Origin of the sequence: Actinoplanes ianthinogenes (assembly GCF_018324205.1) — a bacterium.
Taxonomy (GTDB): Bacteria; Actinomycetota; Actinomycetes; order Mycobacteriales; family Micromonosporaceae; genus Actinoplanes; species Actinoplanes ianthinogenes.
On the sequence record NZ_AP023356.1, the window covers coordinates 8,674,607 to 8,691,449 of the forward strand.

The window sequence follows — 16,843 nt, forward strand, 5'->3', positions numbered from 1 at the left end:
GCCGGTCGGCTTTACCTGTCGGGTGGTGGCATGGAGAATCGGTCCCCGCCGATCACGCCGACCGCGGGAACATCTATGCGCTTCGATGGTTTCATCTCCTACAGCCACGCTGCCGACGGGCGGCTCGCCCCAGCCGTCCAGCGCGGTCTGCATCGATTGGCGAAACCCTGGCACCGTCGCCGTGCGCTGTGGATCTTCCGCGATCAGACCGGGCTGGCGGTGACCCCGAAACTGTGGACGTCCATCCAGGAGGCGATGGACGGCTCGAAGTACTTCGTGCTGCTCGCGTCCCCCGAGGCGGCCGACTCGCCGTGGGTGAACCGGGAGATCGAGCACTGGCTGGCGACCAAGTCGACCGATTGCATCCTGCCGGTGGTGACCGACGGCGAGTGGCGCTGGGACGCCGAGAACCACGACTTCACCGCGGACTCCACGGCGGTGCCGGAGGCGCTGCGGGGCGTGTTCGCCGAGGAGCCGCTCTATCTGGACCTGCGGTGGGCCCGCGACGACCTCCAGCTGAACCTGCAGCACATCCGGTTTCGGGACGCGATCGCCCAGCTCGCCGCGCCGATGCACGGGGTGAGCAAGGACGAGCTGGAGGGCGAGGACGTCCGCCAGCACCGGCGGGCCCGGCGGCTGTCGGCCGTGGCGGTCGCGACGCTGGTGCTGCTGACCCTGGTCGCGTCGCTGACCGGGGTCGTCGCGGTCCGCAACGCCGAGCGGGCCAACGCCGCCGCGGTGGAGGCCACCCGGCAGGAGGTGGTGGCATCCCAGCAGCGTGACACCGCCGAGCGGGCCACCGAGGAGTCGCAGCGCCAGCAGGAGAACGCCCGGGTGCAGGAGGGCCGGGCCAAGGCCGCGCAGACCGAGACGCAACGGCAGACCCGGCTGGCCCGCGACCAGCAGGCCCTGGCCCGGGAGGCGTCCGCGGAGGCGAAACGGGAGCAGGCCAACGCCGAGCGGTACCACGCCAACGCGGAACGCGAGAAGGCCAACGCCGAACGCCAGCAGAACCGGGCGACCGCTTCCGCCGAGGAGGCCGAGCGGCAGAAGGCCAACGCCGACCGGCAACTGGCCAACGCCCGGCGGCAGGAGGAGCTGGCGAGCCAGGCGGAGGCCCGGGCCAAGGAGCAGAAGAAGCTCGCCGACCAGCACCGGGAGCTGGCCCGCCAGGCCGAGCAGGAGCGCAAGCGGCAGGAGCGGCTGGCGCGGGAGGCCGCGGAGGAGGCCCGCAAGCAGCGGGAGGCGGTCGCGGTGCAGCAGCGCATCGCGATCAGCCGGCGGCTGTTGACCCGGGCTCGCGCCATGGTCGCCGACGACCCGAAGAAGGCCCTCATGCTCGGGGTGGCCGCCGAGCAGCTGCACCCCGACGCGCAGACCCGGGAGCAGCTCAGCCACCTGGTCATGGCGACCCACTTCGGCGGGGTCCTCGCGGACGTGACCGGGGTCGCGCCGGTCGCCGGGCACGTGTTCGCCACCAGCGACACCGGCGGGACGGTGTCGCTGTGGGACGCGACCGACCTGGCCGCGCCGGTGCGGCTCGCCACGCTGCCCGCCGGCGGGACGACCGCGAAGACGACGGCGGCCGGGCCGGATGGTCGTACGCTAGCTGTCTTTGACGGAAAGTCCGGGGCAGAGCTGTGGGACGTCGCGGATCCGGCGCACCCGGTGCGGACCGGATCGCTGACCGACGCGGCCGGGATCACGGCGGTGAGCATCAGCCCGGACGGGCACACGGTCGCGGCGAGCAACGCTGCCAAGGACACCGTGTTGTGGGACGTCAGCGGGGCTTCGCCGGTCGCGCTCGCGACCCTGACGGGTGCGTACCCGTTGAAGTTCAGCCCGGACGGGCGGACCGGACTGACCAGCGGAGCCGCGGTCACCGTCTGGAACCTGACCGATCCGGCCCACCCGGTGCAGGGCAGCACGCTCGCCCTCGCCGACGACGACAAGTTTCCCGACGCCGTCATCGCGTTCAATCCGAAGAAGCCGGTGGTGGCCGTCGAGAGCGCCTACGACTACGTGCGGATGTGGGACCTGACCGATCCGGCCAAACCGCGGGCGGGACTCTCCGAGCTCTCCGCGACCGGGCAGGCCCACCTGAGCGCGCTGGCGTTCAGCGGGGACGGCGAGACCCTCGCGCTGGCCGACACCGACGGCGCGACCGCGCTGTGGAGCGTCAAGACGGTGGGCACCTGGGTGTACCTGTCGACGCTGCTGACCACGGTGTCGACCACCGACGGTCCGATCCGGTCGCTCGCCTTCAGCGCGGACGGCCGGGCGCTGGCCACCGTCGGCGGGCGCACGACGGCGACGCTGTGGACCACCAAGGGGCAGTTCGCCCGGGAGGAGCTCGCGGAACTGCCCGGGCCGTTCCCGGCCAACATCGTCGGGCTTTCCTTCGGTACGGACAGCCGCTCGCTGATCGCCGCGGGCTGGGACGGCAAGGCCGTGCCGTGGAACCTCGCCGAACCGAGCGCCCCGGTCCGCGGTGAACCGTGGCCGATGCGTGACGGCAAGGTCGAGGACATCACCCTGAGCCGGGACGGCAGCATGCTGGCCGTCACCGGCTCGGACGCGACGGTCACCCTGCTCGACATGACGAACCCGGCCGGGCCGCGGCCGCTGGCGACCATCAAAGAGCCAGGAGATCTTGTGTACGCGGTGCGCTTCAGTCCCGACGGGCGCACCCTGGCCATCGGCCGTCGCGACGGCAAGACGACGCTCTGGGACCTGGCCGACCGCCGCCAGCCCGTGCGGACCGCGGAGCTCGCCCTGCAGAAGACGCTGACGTCCATCGCGTTCACCCCGGACGGGCGGACCATGGCGGTCGCCGAGGGCTACAACGTGTCGCTGTGGGACGTGCGGGACCGGACCGCCCCGGTGCGCCTGGGGTCGATCCTGCTCAAGAACGTCTACGGCTACTCGGCGAACTCGCTGGCCTTCAGCCCGGACGGGCGGACGCTGGCGGCCGGCACCAACGACTACGCGAACGTCCTGCTGTGGGACGTCGCGGATCCGGCCCAGCCCAGCAAGATCGCTACGTTGAGCGGGCACACCAGCTCGGTGTACTGGGTGTCGTTCAGCCCGGACGGGCGGACGCTCGCGAGCGCCAGCGGGGACGACGCCATGATTCTGTGGGACATCGCGGACCCGACGACGGCGGTTCCGTACGCGCTGCTCAAGAGCCCTCACTTGCAGTCGGTCTATGCGGCGTTCAGCCCGGACGGGCGGATGCTGGCGGCCGGCGGCGTGTTCGGGAACCTGAGCCAGAACGTGACCCTCTGGGATGCGACGGTGCCGCGGGAGCTGGCCGCCGATCCGGCGGGGCGGGCCTGTGCGATCAGTGGGCGCGGGCTCACCGCCGAGGAGTGGAACAGCTACATTCCCGAGCTGCCCCGGCAGGCCACCTGTTGACGGCCGATGCCCCTGGCGAACTTGAAGAATGCGCTGGCTGCGGTCATGATCTTGGCATGAGTACCGGTGTCGCGAAGTCTCCGTGGAAGGGCGCGTTGCTCGCCCTCGCCGGGATCGCCGTGGTGAGCGCCATTGCGGTGGTCCGCGAGTGGAGCCTCGCGTCCTGGCTCATGGCGGTGTGCGGTTCCGTCGCGATGGGCGTCGTGTCCGCGCTCTCGCAGCACTCCGAGAATCGGCGGCTCGATCTCGCCGCCGAACAGGCCCGGGAGATGGACAGCGGCGCGGAGATCGAGCCGGCCCCGCGGTAATCCGGCCCCTGCCCGGGGAAACGATGTGCACCATGGTGCTGTGCTCCATGTTCTCCGGCCGCCGCTGTGGCAGCGCATGCTGCTGCCGGCCGGGCTGGGCACCCTGTCGGCGGTGCTGATCGCGGTCGGCGTGCGGCGTGGTGGCTGGGCGCTGCCGTTGTCGCTGGTGGCCGTGGCCGCGGCGCTGGTGGGCGCGGCACGTGGCTGGGTGCTGCGGATCGAGGCCGGCCCGCAGCGGTTGGTGCTGGTCAACTGGCTTCGTGTGGTGGCTGTGCGGTGGGCCGAGGTCGCTCGCTGCGGATGCGACGACGACGGTGTGTGGGTGCGACGGGTCGATGGCAGCGAGGTGCGTGCGTCGGCGTTCCAGCACGGCAGCCGGGCCCTCCGGTTCGCCCGGAAACCCGCCGTGGCCGCCGCGGCGGAACTGGAGAGGATCCGCAGAAGGCGGCGGTAAGGCCCCGGCTATCGGCGGCGGGCCAGGAGCTGCAGTGCCGCCGCCCGGTTGCCGTTCATCGTCGGCACCTCCAGGTGGCGTTCGGCCGTGATGTCGAAGTCGGCCAGGAGGCGGCGCAGGTACTCGGCGTCGTGGTGCCGGCAGACCGCGCCGTCGCCGGTGGTGAAGACGCCGTACGGGGAGCGCCCGGCATACCGGCGCCGGCTGCGCTCGTCGGCTTGCAGCAGCAGGTCACTGACATGGAGCAGCCCACCGGGCGCCAGCAACCGGTGCGTCTCCGCGACGAGCGCACGCTGATCCGCGTCACCCGGAACGCAGGTCAGCACGGCGAAGAGCACGATCACGTCGAAGCTCGCCGCCGGGTGGTCCACGACCGGCGGTGACGTGATGAGCTCGAAGCTCAGATCCGGCCTGGCCCGGCCGCCGCGGGCGATCAGGGCGGCGGAGACGTCGGCACCGGTGACCGTGCCGAAGCCGAGATCGCTCAGCTCCGCCATGACCCGCCCGTAGCCGCATCCGTAGTCGAGAATCCGCGCGGCCCGATCGACCCCGGCCAGCCACTCCGCGTGCACGGGATGCGTGAAGTCCTTCGTCGCCCCGGTGGTTTCCCAGTAGCGCCGCCCAGATTCAAGAGCATCCATGCGCATCCACTCTAGCGGCGGCCCCCGCCGGAATCGTCATGATCGTCGCCAGGAAATCTGGCGCGACACGGCTAGATTTTCTCCGTAGAGCTGTGTAAGGTAGCTTCCGTTGACGACAGAGATCTGTGGAAGACGCTGACGTGAGAAGCCGAGCGTCAAGCAGGGCCCGGAAGTTCTCGTGGCTCGCTCGGCCACTGCGGCGGATCCGATTCCGCCGCGCGCAACACGGCAAGTGCACGACAAGACCTTGACGTAATTCCAGGTCAGGGCACCGCAGGTGGGGCCGGTGCAGGTTGACGGCGCCGCTTGATGCAGGAAATCCGTCGCACGTGTGCGGGGCCATGAAGTCGCGTGGGGCTCCGACACCGGCGGAGAGCACCACAGGAAGTGAAAATAGAGGAAAGGGAGGGTTTGACGCCGTTGGATCGCCCGCCGTCAGGACGTAGTGCCAGTTCTGGGGCGGACACCGTGGTCACACCGAATGAGAGGTGGTCTCCGGTCACGCTTACGCGATCCTCGCACCTGCTGTCGCTGATAGCGGCACGGTGTGGAAACGAGAACCCGACGAACCTGTCGGTAGATGGTGTATTCAACCCGTAATCCCGGGCCCCGGCGCGTTCTGCGCCGGGGCCCTCGTTCATGACGAGGACGTGCATGGCCCCATCCGAAGACATGCTCAACGACGACGACTATCCGGCCTACACCATGGGCCGTGCCGCCGAGATCGTGGGCGCCTCGCAGGACTTCCTGCGCCGCCTCGACGAGGCGAAACTGTTCGTTCCGTTCCGCTCCGCCGGCGGACACCGCCGCTACTCCCGCTACCAACTGCGCCTGGCCGTACGAGCCCGCGAGATGGTCGACCAGGGCACCGCTCTCGAAGCCGCCTGCCGGATCATCGTCCTCGAGGACCAACTCGAGGAAGCACTCCAGCGCAACCGCGAGCACCAGAGCCGGCAGCAGGCCGACACCACCTGACACCCCCTCCGCATCGCACGGTCCTTCTCCAGCACGAGAGGGGCCGTTCGTCATTCATGCCGATGCCGCGCCGGCGGGTCCGGCTGTGATGCGTGATCGAGTCGGTCGGCCCGCCGGTCGATGTCGTGCGCCTGGGCGGTGACCTGGTGGCCGAGAGTGTGCAGCCGGGCGCTCGTGCCGGGGTTCGGGGCCTCTTCGGCGCTGCGGTGCAGGATGGACTCGGCCACCTCCAGCTGCTCGGCCGTGTGGTGCATGGCCGCAGCGGTGCGCTCCGCGGGCGACGTTTCCTTCTTCGATGTCACCACCGCGATCTACCCGGCCTGCCGGGTCGCTATGCGGGAGTTTGTCACCGCTGTTGCGGGACGGATCGCTCGCCCGATTCCCCCGTATGTTTCGCAATCGGGTGAGCGATCCGTCCCCTCGCAACGGCCTCCCATGCTCGCCGCTGGACCTTGTGCGAAGCATGGGAGACTTCAGCGGTCCTGGTGAATTTCTTGAATCCCCTGGTCGGGGGCGGTCCTATGGAGGTCAGGTGACGGCGGAGTTCGGGGTGCTCGGGACGGTGGAGGCCCGGATCGACGGGCGGAGCGCTGACCTGGGGCACGCCCGGCAGCGGTGCGTGCTCGGCGTGCTGCTGGTGGAGGCGGGCCGTCCGGTCACCGTGGACCAGCTGATCGACCGGGTGTGGGGCGCGCACGTGCCGCAGCGAGCCGCGGGCGCCCTCTACAGCTACCTGTCCCGGCTGCGGCGCGCGGTCGCTGCCGCGCCCGGGGTGGAGATCCGCCGGGATCCGGGTGGCTACCTGCTCACCGTGGATCCGCAGGCGGTCGACCTGCACCGGTTCCGCGATCTGATGACCTCGGCCCGCGCCGCGGAGTCGGACCGGGTGGCCGCCGACCTGATCACTGAGGCGCTGGGCCTGTGGCGGGCCGAGCCGTTCGCCGGCCTGGACACGCCGTGGCTGGGCGCGATGCGGCGCACCCTGCTCGCTGAGCGGTTCGCCGCCGAGCTGGACCGCAACGACGTGCTGCTGCGGCTGGGCCGGCACGGCGAGCTGCTGCCGGCGCTGTCCGCCGCCGTCGCCGAGCATCCCCTGGACGAGCGGCTGGCCGGTCAGGCGATGCTGGCGCTGTACCGGTGTGGGCGGCAGGCCGACGCGGACGAGCAGTACCGGCGGATCCGGCGCAGCCTCGCCGACGAGCTGGGCAGCGATCCGGGTGTCGCCCTCCGGGCTTTGCACGAGCAGATCCTCGTCGCCTCCCCCTCGCTGGACGTGGCTGTCGCCGGTGGGCCGCCGGCCACGGCGACGCTGGTTCCGGCACAGTTGCCGGCCGACGTGCGGGCGTTCACCGGGCGTACCGGGGAGCTTGCCGCCCTGGACCGGCTGCTGGTGGCGCCGGGCGGGGACGAGCCGCCGCTGACCGTGGTGCTGCTGTCCGGCACGGCCGGGGTCGGCAAGTCGGCGCTGGCCATCCGGTGGGGGCACCGGGTCCGGGACTCGTTCCCCGACGGGCAGCTCTACGTGAACCTGCGCGGTTACGACGCCGAGCAGCCGGTGGCGGTGGCGGATGCGCTGGCCGGGTTCCTCACCGCTCTCGGGGTGCGCGGACCGGAGATCCCGCCCGGCACCGACGAGCGGGCCGGACGGTACCGGTCCGAGCTGACCGGGCGGCGGATGCTGGTGCTGCTGGACAACGCGTCCTCGGTGGAGCAGGTGCGGCCGTTGCTGCCCGGCACCGGCTCGTGTCTGGTTCTGGTCACCAGCCGGGACTCGCTGCCCGGGATGGTGGCGGTGCACGGCGCCGAGCGGGTCAACCTCGATCTGCTGCCGCTGCCGGACGCGCTCGCTCTGCTGCGCAAGCTGATCGGCGTACGGGTGGACGCGGAACCGGCCGCCGCCGAGGCGCTGGCCGCGGCGTGCGCCCGGCTGCCACTGGCCCTGCGGATCGCCGCCGAACTGGCCGCCGAACGGGCCGACGTGCCGCTCGCCGAACTCGTCGCCGAGCTGGGTGATTACCGGGGACGGCTGGACCTGCTGGACGCGGGCGGGGATCCGCGGGCCGAGGTGCGGGCGGTGTTCTCCTGGTCGTACCAAAATCTGCCGGCCGCGGCGGCTCGGGTGTTCCGGCTGCTCGGGCTGCATCCGGGGGAGTCGGCGGACGTCGGCGCGGTGGCGGCGCTGACCGGGACGGCGCCGGGTGAGGCGCGCAGGTTGCTGGGCGTGCTGACCCGGGCGAGCCTGGTCCAGGCCGGGCGGGGCGGGCGGTACGGCATGCATGACCTGCTGCGGGCGTACGCGGCGGAGCTCGCCGTCGGGCAGGAGCCGGAGGTGGAGCGCCGGGCCGCACTGGACCGGCTGTTCGACCACTGTCTCGCCGCGGCCGGCGATCCGGACTCCGCTCGGGACTGGATCGAGGCCGAGCGGTCCAACCTGGCCGCGATCTGTGTGTACGGTGCGGCGCACGGCTGGTACCGGCACACCGTCGAGCTGGCCGATTCCCTGTTCCACCACCTCGACGCGGGCGGACCGGTGGCCGAGGCGGTCACCGTCACCGCGGCCGCGGTGAGCGCCGCGTCGGCCACCGGGGATCGTGCGGCGCAGGCTCGGTCACTGTCGCAGCTGGGCCGGCTGCACCGCAGGCAGGGCCGCCTGCACGAGGCCGCGGCCACCTATCGGCGGGCGCTTGATCTGTACGCTCAGCTCTCCTCGCCCGCGGCTTCCGCGCTGGTGGTGCGAAACCTGGGCAGCGTTTACTGGCGGCTCGGCGACTACCGGGAGGCCGCTTCTCATTATCGCCAGGCCTGGGAGCTGTACACCGACGCTGGCGACAAAGCCGGGCAGGCCGACGCTCTGGTCAGGCTGGGGCTGGTCGACGGGCGGCTGGGCGACCAGGTTCGGGCGGCGGAGCGGTTCGGGTCGGCTCTGGAGCTGTACGCCGGGCTGGGCGACCGGTTCAGCGAGGCGTACGTGCTGTCGCTGCTCGCCCGGCTGCCGCAGCACCCGGCCGGGCTCGACCGGGCCGCCGCCGAGCTGGAGCGGAGCCTCGGCGCGGTCCGGCGTGCCGGGGACCGGACCGCGGAGGCGTACGCGCTGACCGACTTGGCCGCCGTCCAGGCCCGGCAGGGACGGCTCGGCGAGGCGGCCGCTCAGCTGCGCCGTGCGCTCGTGCTGCACCAGCGGATCGGGGACCGGGCCAGCGAGGCGGAGGCGCTCAACGACCTCGGCCAGGTGCTCTGCGCGGCCGGGGAGGCGGCCGAGGCCCGGGTGCGGCACGGGCAGGCGCTGGAGCTGGCCGAGGAGATCGGCGACCGGTACGAGACGGCCCGCGCCCACGACGGGCTCGCGGCGGCGTCGCGGGCCGCCGGAGACCTCGCCGGGGCGCGGCCGCACGTGGAGCAGGCCCGGCGGATCTATGCGGACTTGCGGGTGCACCAGTAGGCGTGGAAGTCGGTGAAGCGGCCGCCGGCCACGGTCACCACGTTGACGCCGTGCATGCTGACCGGCTCGCCGGTGGGGGTGCGGCCGTCGGCTCGCCAGCGCAGGGCGCCGCGGTCGCCGGTCGAGAGGTCCTCCACCAGGTCGACCTGTAGCTTCTCCAGGGCGGCGAGGTTGGCGGCGTAGAACTGGCCGACGGCTTCACGGCCGACGAGGGTTGCGCCGTCCGGGGTCTCGAAGCGCACGTTCTCGGCGAAGTGGTCGAGGATGCCCGGGAGGTCCCGGCGGTTCTCGGCGGCGAAGTAGGACTCGGTGACCTCCCGGGGGCTGCTCGCGCTCTCCAGCGCGGCCACCATCGCGACGGCGACACCGTGGGCACTGGCCGGGTTCTGCCCGGTGACGAGGCGGCCGTCGCGGACGACCCACGGCTGGAAGTCGGGCGCGGCGCTGTGCCGGGCGCCCAGCTCGGTCAGCCGGGTCTGCAACGCGAACGGCACGACGTCGGTGAGCCCGACCGCGGCCTCCTCGGCGTTGGTGAACGCGGCGACCGACCGGCCGTCGACCAGGTGGGTGCCGTCCGAGAGGACCAGGTTGACCAGGGCGGCCGGGCCGTGGCACACCGCGCCGACGACACCGCCCCGTTCGTAGATGTCACGGGCCAGCGCGGCCAGCGCCGCGGACTCCGGGAAGTCCCACATCGTGCCGTGCCCGCCGGCGAACAGGATCGCGTCATACTGCGCGGCGTCCACCTCGTCGGCCCGGGGCGTGCTGCCGAGCTGGTCGAGGAACTCCGCCTGCACGGGGTCGGAGCGATCCTCGCCGTCCCGGGGCGGCTCCCCACCCGCCGTCGACACGACGTCGACCGCGTAGCCGGCGTCGACGAACACCTTCCACGGGTGTGCGGCCTCGGAGACATAGAAGCCGGTGGGCCGCCCCGTCGAGCCGAGTTCGTTGTGGCTGGTCAGAGCCAGGAGGATGGTTCCAGTGGACACGGGAGATTCCTTTCGGATCGCGTTGTCCTCCGAGTCTCGCCGCGCCACTATGTATCAGACAAATAATGATTTCTGTACGTGCCATCATGGAACTTATGGCTCCCTCGCTCGACCTGCTGCGGACGTTCCTCGCCGTGCACCGGGAAGGCTCGCTGACCCGGGCCGCGCAACGGCTGTCGCTCTCCCAGCCGGCGGTCACCGCGCAACTGCGGACGCTCGAGGAGCAGCTCGGCCGCCCGCTGTTCACGCGCCTGCCGCGCGGTGTCGTGCCGACGGCCGCGGGTGAGCTGCTCGCCCGCCGGATCGCCGAGCCGCTCGACCAGCTCAGCGGTCTGCTCGACGCCGGCCTGGACCAGCCGGCGTCGCTGGCCGGCGTGGTGCACCTCGGCGGTCCGGCCGAGTTCGTCACCGCCCGGGTGATGCCCGCGCTGGCCGGGCTGGTGGAGCGGGGCCTGGAGCTGCGGGTGGTGCTCGGAGTGGCCGACGACCTGCTCCGCGCGCTGCTGGCCGGAGCGGTGGACCTGACCGTGCAGAGTGTCCGGCCCAAGCAGCGGGGGCTGCGGGTGCAGCCGCTGTGCGACGAGGAGTTCGTGCTGGTCGCCGCGGAGCCGTGGGCGAGCCGGGTGGCCGCGGCGGGCGATGTGGCCGCGGCGCTGGCCCGGACACCACAGATCGCGTACGCCGAGGAACTGCCCATCATCCGGCGGTACTGGCAGACGGTCTTCGAGGTCCGGCCGCCGCGGGACGCCGCGGTGGTGGTCCCCAACCTGCACGCGGTGCTCGCGGCGGTGGTGGCGGGCGCGGGGTACAGCGTCCTGCCCGGCTATCTGTGCGCCGCCGAGATCGAGGCCGGGCGGCTGACGGTGCTGCACCGTCCGCCGATGGCGCCGTTGAACACGCTGTACCTGGTCAGCCGCGCCGGCGCCCCGCCGTCGGCAGCCGTCACCGCCGTCCAGGAGCAGCTCCTCGGCGTCCTCCAGTCCTGGCGCCGGTAGGGCGGATCCGCGCGCCATTCTGATGCCGGGGCGCCGTCGGCGGCAGTAGCTTGATCTTTGTGACGGCTCCCGGGCGTGCCTGGCGTGGCGAGCGAGCGCGGTCCGGTGCCGCTCTGGTGCTGGCGTTCGTCGTGGGTTTCTCCGTGGCGTGGTTCTGGCCCGATCACAGTGCCGGCCCGCGGTCGGTCCGGGGTGCGGTGATCTGGTCGAACCAGGAGGCGCAGGAGATCCTGTTCGAGGCGGACGGGCGTCGGGCGGACAGCGGGCAGTATCACCTGGCCGTCTTCGAGTGGGAGGGCCCCGGGGCGAATCGGACCATGGGTGGCGTGCCGCCCTGCCTGGTGGCACCGGCCGGCGACCCGGTCCGCACCGATCGGCGGCCCGCCGAGATCGAGGTCGTCTCGACGGAGATGCCGGACGCCACCTACCGGATCGTGGTCGCCATCCGCTGCCTCAGCTGACTCATCCTGAAGTCGTACGCGCAAAGCCAGACCTGGGTCTGACGCGCTCCGGTCTGCCGGCTCCTACCGTTGGTGAGGACTACGGCGGACGGGGAGGAGCGCGATGGCGAAGAGCGACGGCGCGTGGAGCGGGACGGTGGTCAAGAAGTCGCGGGCGCTGATGGACGGGTCCAATCTCCATCAGCGGCTCAGGGTCCGGCTCGACGGCGGGAAGCAGATGGACGTCCGGGTCCAGCGGGGCTTGTGGGACGAGGTCGCGGTGGGCGACCGGCTCGTGAAGCCGGAGGGCGGCACCGCGCGCCGCGGCTGAAGAAAAATGCCGGTGGGCGATGTCAAGGTGGGCGCGTCGGCTCCGACCACCTGGCGAGGAAGCGACATCGGCCTGAGGGAGCAGCGATGCGGAAGATCATTTACTGGGTGCACACGTCGGTCGACGGGTTCATCGACGGGCCGGGCGGGGAGTTCGACTGGCCGGTGATGGGCCCGGAGCTGTCGGCCTATTCCGAGGGGCTCAACGAGCGCGTCGACACGTTGCTCTACGGGCGCCGGGTGTGGGACATGATGGTGGGATTCTGGCCGACCGCCGACGCGGACTCGCCGCACCCGCACACACTCGCCTTCGCCCCGTTCTGGCGGGCCACCCCAAAGATCGTCTTCTCCCGGAGTTATCAGGGCGACGACTGGACCACCCGCGTCATCCGCGACGACCTGGCCGGTGAGGTCGCCGCGCTCAAGGCCGAGCCGGGCAAGGACCTGCTGCTCACCGGCGGTGCCGGCCTCGCCGCCGCGCTGACCGGGCACGGCCTCGTCGATGAGTACCACATCGCCGTGCACCCGGTCGTCCTCGGCGGTGGCCGCAAGCTGTTCACCGAGCCGAAGCAGCGGCTCACTCTGGACACCACCGGGTCCCGCCTGATCGACGGCAGAGTCGTCGTGACCAGTTATCGACCGCGGCCGTGACCACCGCGTCCCGGGTCCGGCATGATCCGCGCATGGATCTTCCGCTACACGACCCGTTGGTCGGGACCCGACATGCGTGCGCCCACGACGAGGAGGCCGGCTCCGAGCGGCTCGGGGACTCGGCCGACCACCTCGACGACGCTCGGCGGCCACGGCCATGAGCCCAGCGGTCCCACCACTGATTCGAAAGGCCCGATTCGAGGTACGCCCTTGGGACGGTTCCCTCGACCCACCCCGGGAGCTGCTCCCGGTCGTCGACGGCGTCAGCCTCGTGGACCTCGTCGCCGGTTACGAGAGAGCCGCCGGCTTCGACGTGCCGGGGCAGTATGCCGGGCTCGTCGTCGACTTCTTCCGTTACGGCGACCTGACCGACTACCTGCTCGGGCGGCCGGAGGGCGGAGACCGGGGCGATCTCGGGGCGATCGCACTGCTCGGCTGCGACTGCGGCGAGTTCGGCTGCTGGCCGCTGCAAGCGCAGGTGGTCGCCGACGAGGAGCGGGTCACCTGGCGTGGTTTCGTGCAGCCCCACCGCCCGAAACGCGACTACTGGGACTTCGGCCCGTTCGTCTTCGAACGCCGGCAGTACGAGCAGGCGGTCCGGGACGCTGCCGCGATCCTCGCCGAGCGAGACTAGCGAGACTAGCGAGACTGAGGTGCACGGGGGAGCGGGGAGCATCCAGTGCGCAGCTTGGCGCCGGCTGACGTCGACGGGGAGTCCTTGATGACTTCTCGGCCCGGATCGGCGTGGACACTGACCCGCTACCACCCGCGATCGCGACGTATCGGCTGCTTGCCGACGGTGCGCGGCGGTGGGGAATGGGGTTGCTGGGCGTGACCCTGTGGTGAACGATCCGGACGTGGCAGATCAGAAGCAGACTTCGGGATCTCGGCCGACGGTGCTCGTCACCGGGGTGGGGCGCACGGTCGGGATCGGAGCGGGGATCGCGAAGCGGCTGGCGGCGGACGGGTGGGACATCGCTCTCACCTACTGGACCGCCTATGACGAGCGGATGAGCTGGGGTGCCGAGGGTGGCGCCACCGACGCCATCGTCGCGGAGCTGACCGGCGCCGGTGCGAAGGTCGCGGCCATCGAGGCGGACCTCACCGATGCCGGGGCGCCGGCGGCGATCTACGACGAGGCGGAGCGGCAGCTCGGGCCGGTGACCGCGCTGGTGATGTGTCACGCCGAGTCGGTCGACTCGGGGCTGCTCGACACCACGGTGGAGAGTTTCGATCGGCACTTCGCGGTCAACGCGCGGGCCAGCTGGCTGCTGATCCGCGAGCACGGGCGGCGCTACCGGGGTCCGCGCGGTGACGGGCGGATCGTGGCGCTCACCAGCGATCACACGGTGGGCAACCTGCCGTACGGGGCCAGCAAGGGCGCACTGGACCGGATCACGATCGCCGCGGCGCACGAGCTGGCCCACCTCGGGATCACCTCGAACGTGATCAATCCCGGTCCGATCGACACCGGGTGGATGAGCGACAGCTTGCGCGCCGACCTGACCCGGCAGACGCCGCTCGGCCGGCTGGGCACCCCGGGGGACACGGCCGACCTGGTGCAGTTCCTCTGCTCACCACAGGGTAAGTGGATCAACGGCCAGCTGCTGCACAGCAACGGCGGGTTCGCCTAGGGTGCCTCGTGCGCCGTCATCCCGGGGCACGAGGCAGCGCGAGGGTGAAGGTGCTTCCCCGGCCGGGCCGGGACGACACGATGATCGCGCCCTGCATGCGTTCGGCGAGCAGCCGCGCATAGTGCAGGCCCAGGCCGGTGCCGGTGGCGGTCGATCCGGGCAGGCGCTGGTAGGGCTCGAAGATCTGGTCGAGCTCGTCGGCGGCGATGCCCGGCCCGGTGTCGGTGATGTCGACCTCGACCCGTATCGGTTCGACGCGCACCACGACCCCAATCGTGCCGTGGTCGCGGTTGTACTTGACGGCGTTGGACAGCAGGTTGATCAGGATCCGGTGAGCGTGCACCGGGTCGGCGCGCACCGACGGCGCCACGTCGGTGTCGGTCCGCACGCAGACGTCGAGGTGCCGCTTCTCGGCGAGCGGGCGAATGGTCACGATCGCGGCGCGGACCGCCTCGGCGAGGTCGATCACGGTGGTGCGGTCCGGCAGGTGGCCGGCCTCGGCGCGGCTCTGCTCGAGCAGCTCGTTGACCAGGTCGAGCATGCGCTGGCCGCCGTTGGCGATGCGGTCGAGCAGCGTGCCCTGCTCGGGCTCGAGTCCCTCGTCCGCCAGCAACTCGGCGTACGCCAGCACCGACTGCAACGGGGTGCGCAGCTCGTGGCTGATGTGGGCGACATGCTCGCGCATCAGACGCCGTTCGTCGCAGACCTGCTGGTGCCGGCCCGCCAGGCTGGTGATGCGGTCGAGCAGTTCGCGCTGCGGGACCGGCACGGTGACGATCTCGTCGGCCGCGTCCACGACCCGCGCCGGGAGGACCGGGCGCTCACCGGCCCGGGTGAGCACCATGATCGGCGGGCGGCTGCCGGTCTCGTCGTCGGGATGCGGCCGGTCCGCCGCGGCGAGTGCTTCGAGCAGTGACCGGGGTTCGGCGAGCAGCAGATCGACCGACGTGTCGGTGATCCCGGCGGACGGCACGACCTCGACGTCGAGGTCGTGGTGGCGGAGAGCCGCTTCGATCAGGTCACGGTTGCGTCCGGCGGGCAGGAGCAGGCCGATCCGGCTCACCGATCCTCCTAGCTGTTAGCACGGCGGTCACTCCAGCAGGGTGGGCGTTCCCTGGAGGATCCCGCGCATGTTGGTCAGGGCGCCGCCCACCTTGACGCCGTACCGGGTGATCTCGAATTCCCGCATGGTCTTCTCGAAGTCGCTCATCCGCTTCTTCAGTACGCCCATGACCTTGCGCAACTCGCCCCGGATCTCGATGTACCGCAGGTAGACGATGTTGTCGGCGAGATAGCTGATCTCGTTGTCGGTGGCGCGGAAGTCCCCCGTGATGTTGGTCGTCTCGTTGATCAGAATGGTGGTGACACCCATGTTGCGCAGGTACTTGGTCAGGGCGTGCAGATAGGTCTCCGGCTGGTCCTCGCGCATGCACATCCCGAAGCCGGAGATGCTGTCGATCATGACGATCCGAGCCTCGGCCCGTTCCACCTCGTCCCGCACCATGTGGCCGAACTGGTCGGCGGTGTAGCGCAGCGGCTCGATCGGCACCAGCGACAGCGTGCCGGTGGCCATCATCCGGGCGATCGGGATGTTGACCAGTTGCGAGCGATGCGCCAGCACGTCGGCGCCCTCCTCGAAGGTGTAGATGACCGAGCGCTCGCCTCGCCCGGCCGCCTCCTTCATGAATTGCAGGCCGAGCGTGGTCTTTCCCACCCCGCTGGGTCCCGAGATGATGCTGACGGTGCCTCGTTCGATGCCACCGGCCATCAGCTCGTCGATCTCGGGCACGCCCGAGGAGATCGTCTCGGCGACGAACGGTTTGCCGTGGTCCTGCGGCGTCAGGCGGGGATAGACGTGCATGCCGTCCGCGCCGATGCTCAGGCTGTGGCTGCCTCCGGCGAACGCCGATCCGCGGAACTTCGACACCATGACCGTGCGCAAGCCACCGCGGTTGTCCATGTGAATGACGCCGTCGGACATGAACTGAAGATCCGCGTCGTGGTCGGCGTCCTGGCTCTCCGAGACGAACAGGACCGTCGCGCCGGCCGAGACGAGATAGCGCAACAGCGACAGCGCCTGCTTGCGGAAATGGGTCTTGTCCACCGACAGGTAGCGCATCTGGGTCATCGCGTCGAGGAACACCCTGGTGGGCTGGGTGCGCCGGACGGCCTCGACGATCGCCTGGGTGGTGGGTTCCAGGTCGACCTCGGCCGGGTGGAAGACGTCGTAGGACTGGCCGTCCGCGAACAGGGTGCCGGACGGGGCCAGGTCGACGAAGTCCACGCCGGTGACGTCCAGCCCTATCGACGCGGCGTTGACCCGCACCTCGTCCTCGGGCTCACCCTGGTTGATGAACAGGGTCGGTTCGCCCGCCGCCACACCCGCAGTGAGGAAGTGCAGGCCGACCGTCGTCTTGCCGCTACCCGGCCCGCCGCGCACCAGATATGCCCGCCGCTGAAGGAGGCCGCCATGAAGGATCTCGTCCAGTCCCCCGATGCCGGTACCCAACCGGTCAAGCACTGATGACTCCCTACAACCGCCTGATATCGCCCCTAACCATGGCATAAGC

Annotated in this window: 17 protein-coding genes; 12 read left to right on the forward strand and 5 right to left on the reverse strand. The window is 71.2% G+C overall.

Annotated elements, in window-relative coordinates; all coding sequences use genetic code 11:
- The first annotated feature begins 75 nt into the window (after window positions 1–75).
- The 3 genes from Aiant_RS39135 to Aiant_RS39145 are packed head-to-tail and all read left to right on the forward strand — an operon-like array spanning window position 76 to window position 4,179.
- The gene (locus Aiant_RS39135; protein ID WP_189334941.1) at window positions 76–3,417 is read left to right on the forward strand and encodes a TIR domain-containing protein; all 3,342 of its coding nucleotides are present in this window, start codon (window positions 76–78) and stop codon (window positions 3,415–3,417) included.
- A gap of 56 nt (window positions 3,418–3,473) precedes the next feature.
- On the forward strand, window positions 3,474–3,725 hold the full coding sequence (locus tag Aiant_RS39140) for a hypothetical protein (protein WP_189334940.1): 252 nt from the start codon (window positions 3,474–3,476) through the stop codon (window positions 3,723–3,725).
- Window positions 3,726–3,765: 40 nt separating this feature from the next.
- Window positions 3,766–4,179: a PH domain-containing protein gene (locus Aiant_RS39145; RefSeq protein ID WP_189334939.1), complete on the forward strand. Its 414-nt coding sequence runs from the start codon at window positions 3,766–3,768 to the stop codon at window positions 4,177–4,179.
- Between the two features lie 8 nt (window positions 4,180–4,187).
- Here Aiant_RS39145 and Aiant_RS39150 read toward each other — a convergent pair whose 3' ends face one another.
- A complete protein-coding gene (locus Aiant_RS39150) occupies window positions 4,188–4,820 on the reverse strand; it encodes a class I SAM-dependent methyltransferase (RefSeq protein ID WP_189334938.1) in 633 nt (210 codons plus the stop codon).
- Window positions 4,821–5,474: 654 nt separating this feature from the next.
- Between Aiant_RS39150 and Aiant_RS39155 the strand changes: the two genes are divergently transcribed.
- Window positions 5,475–5,795 (forward strand): MerR family transcriptional regulator, encoded by a 321-nt coding sequence (locus Aiant_RS39155; RefSeq protein WP_189334937.1) that lies wholly within the window; start codon window positions 5,475–5,477, stop codon window positions 5,793–5,795.
- A gap of 50 nt (window positions 5,796–5,845) precedes the next feature.
- Here Aiant_RS39155 and Aiant_RS39160 read toward each other — a convergent pair whose 3' ends face one another.
- Window positions 5,846–6,097 carry a hypothetical protein gene (locus Aiant_RS39160; RefSeq protein WP_189334936.1) on the reverse strand — a complete coding sequence of 84 codons (252 nt, stop codon included), beginning with the start codon at window positions 6,095–6,097 and terminating at the stop codon, window positions 5,846–5,848.
- 230 nt (window positions 6,098–6,327) lie between these two features.
- Here Aiant_RS39160 and Aiant_RS46745 point away from each other — a divergent pair, with 230 nt between their 5' ends.
- On the forward strand, window positions 6,328–9,234 hold the full coding sequence (locus Aiant_RS46745; protein ID WP_268248845.1) for an AfsR/SARP family transcriptional regulator: 2,907 nt from the start codon (window positions 6,328–6,330) through the stop codon (window positions 9,232–9,234).
- Here Aiant_RS46745 and Aiant_RS39170 read toward each other — a convergent pair.
- A complete protein-coding gene (locus Aiant_RS39170; protein WP_189334934.1) occupies window positions 9,207–10,223 on the reverse strand; it encodes a nuclear transport factor 2 family protein in 1,017 nt (338 codons plus the stop codon). The two genes, Aiant_RS46745 and Aiant_RS39170, sit on opposite strands and share 28 nt — an antisense overlap.
- Window positions 10,224–10,318: 95 nt before the next feature.
- Here Aiant_RS39170 and Aiant_RS39175 point away from each other — a divergent pair, with 95 nt between their 5' ends.
- The 7 genes from Aiant_RS39175 (at window position 10,319) to Aiant_RS39200 (ending at window position 14,273) form a co-directional block, all read left to right on the forward strand.
- Window positions 10,319–11,218 (forward strand): LysR family transcriptional regulator, encoded by a 900-nt coding sequence (locus Aiant_RS39175; protein ID WP_189334933.1) that lies wholly within the window; start codon window positions 10,319–10,321, stop codon window positions 11,216–11,218.
- 59 nt (window positions 11,219–11,277) lie between these two features.
- A complete protein-coding gene (locus tag Aiant_RS39180) occupies window positions 11,278–11,679 on the forward strand; it encodes a hypothetical protein (protein ID WP_189334932.1) in 402 nt (133 codons plus the stop codon).
- A 103-nt stretch (window positions 11,680–11,782) separates the two neighbouring features.
- Window positions 11,783–11,989, forward strand: a complete 207-nt coding sequence (locus Aiant_RS39185) for a DUF7489 domain-containing protein (protein WP_189334931.1) — start codon at window positions 11,783–11,785, stop codon at window positions 11,987–11,989.
- Between the two features lie 86 nt (window positions 11,990–12,075).
- Window positions 12,076–12,639 carry a dihydrofolate reductase family protein gene (locus Aiant_RS39190; RefSeq protein WP_189334930.1) on the forward strand — a complete coding sequence of 188 codons (564 nt, stop codon included), beginning with the start codon at window positions 12,076–12,078 and terminating at the stop codon, window positions 12,637–12,639.
- 32 nt (window positions 12,640–12,671) lie between these two features.
- Window positions 12,672–12,800 carry a hypothetical protein gene (locus tag Aiant_RS46750; RefSeq protein WP_268248844.1) on the forward strand — a complete coding sequence of 43 codons (129 nt, stop codon included), beginning with the start codon at window positions 12,672–12,674 and terminating at the stop codon, window positions 12,798–12,800.
- 110 nt (window positions 12,801–12,910) lie between these two features.
- Entirely contained in the window at window positions 12,911–13,273 is a 363-nt protein-coding gene (locus Aiant_RS39195) for a hypothetical protein (RefSeq protein ID WP_189334929.1), read from the forward strand.
- Window positions 13,274–13,496: 223 nt separating this feature from the next.
- Window positions 13,497–14,273 (forward strand): SDR family oxidoreductase, encoded by a 777-nt coding sequence (locus Aiant_RS39200; RefSeq protein ID WP_212846673.1) that lies wholly within the window; start codon window positions 13,497–13,499, stop codon window positions 14,271–14,273.
- A 16-nt stretch (window positions 14,274–14,289) separates the two neighbouring features.
- Here the strand turns inward: Aiant_RS39200 and Aiant_RS39205 are convergent, their stop codons facing one another.
- Entirely contained in the window at window positions 14,290–15,336 is a 1,047-nt protein-coding gene (locus Aiant_RS39205; protein ID WP_189334927.1) for a sensor histidine kinase, read from the reverse strand.
- Between the two features lie 27 nt (window positions 15,337–15,363).
- On the reverse strand, window positions 15,364–16,794 hold the full coding sequence (locus tag Aiant_RS39210) for an ATPase domain-containing protein (RefSeq protein ID WP_212846675.1): 1,431 nt from the start codon (window positions 16,792–16,794) through the stop codon (window positions 15,364–15,366).
- Window positions 16,795–16,843 lie beyond the last annotated feature (49 nt).

Coding starts and splice junctions, on each gene's coding strand:
- Aiant_RS39150 (WP_189334938.1), bottom strand. CDS start 4,820: ATGGATGCTCTTGAATCTGGGCGGCGCTACTGGGAAACCACCGGGGCG.
- Aiant_RS39155 (WP_189334937.1), top strand. CDS start 5,475: ATGGCCCCATCCGAAGACATGCTCAACGACGACGACTATCCGGCCTAC.
- Aiant_RS39135 (WP_189334941.1), top strand. CDS start 76: ATGCGCTTCGATGGTTTCATCTCCTACAGCCACGCTGCCGACGGGCGG.
- Aiant_RS39190 (WP_189334930.1), top strand. CDS start 12,076: ATGCGGAAGATCATTTACTGGGTGCACACGTCGGTCGACGGGTTCATC.
- Aiant_RS39175 (WP_189334933.1), top strand. CDS start 10,319: ATGGCTCCCTCGCTCGACCTGCTGCGGACGTTCCTCGCCGTGCACCGG.
- Aiant_RS46750 (WP_268248844.1), top strand. CDS start 12,672: ATGGATCTTCCGCTACACGACCCGTTGGTCGGGACCCGACATGCGTGC.
- Aiant_RS39185 (WP_189334931.1), top strand. CDS start 11,783: ATGGCGAAGAGCGACGGCGCGTGGAGCGGGACGGTGGTCAAGAAGTCG.
- Aiant_RS39140 (WP_189334940.1), top strand. CDS start 3,474: ATGAGTACCGGTGTCGCGAAGTCTCCGTGGAAGGGCGCGTTGCTCGCC.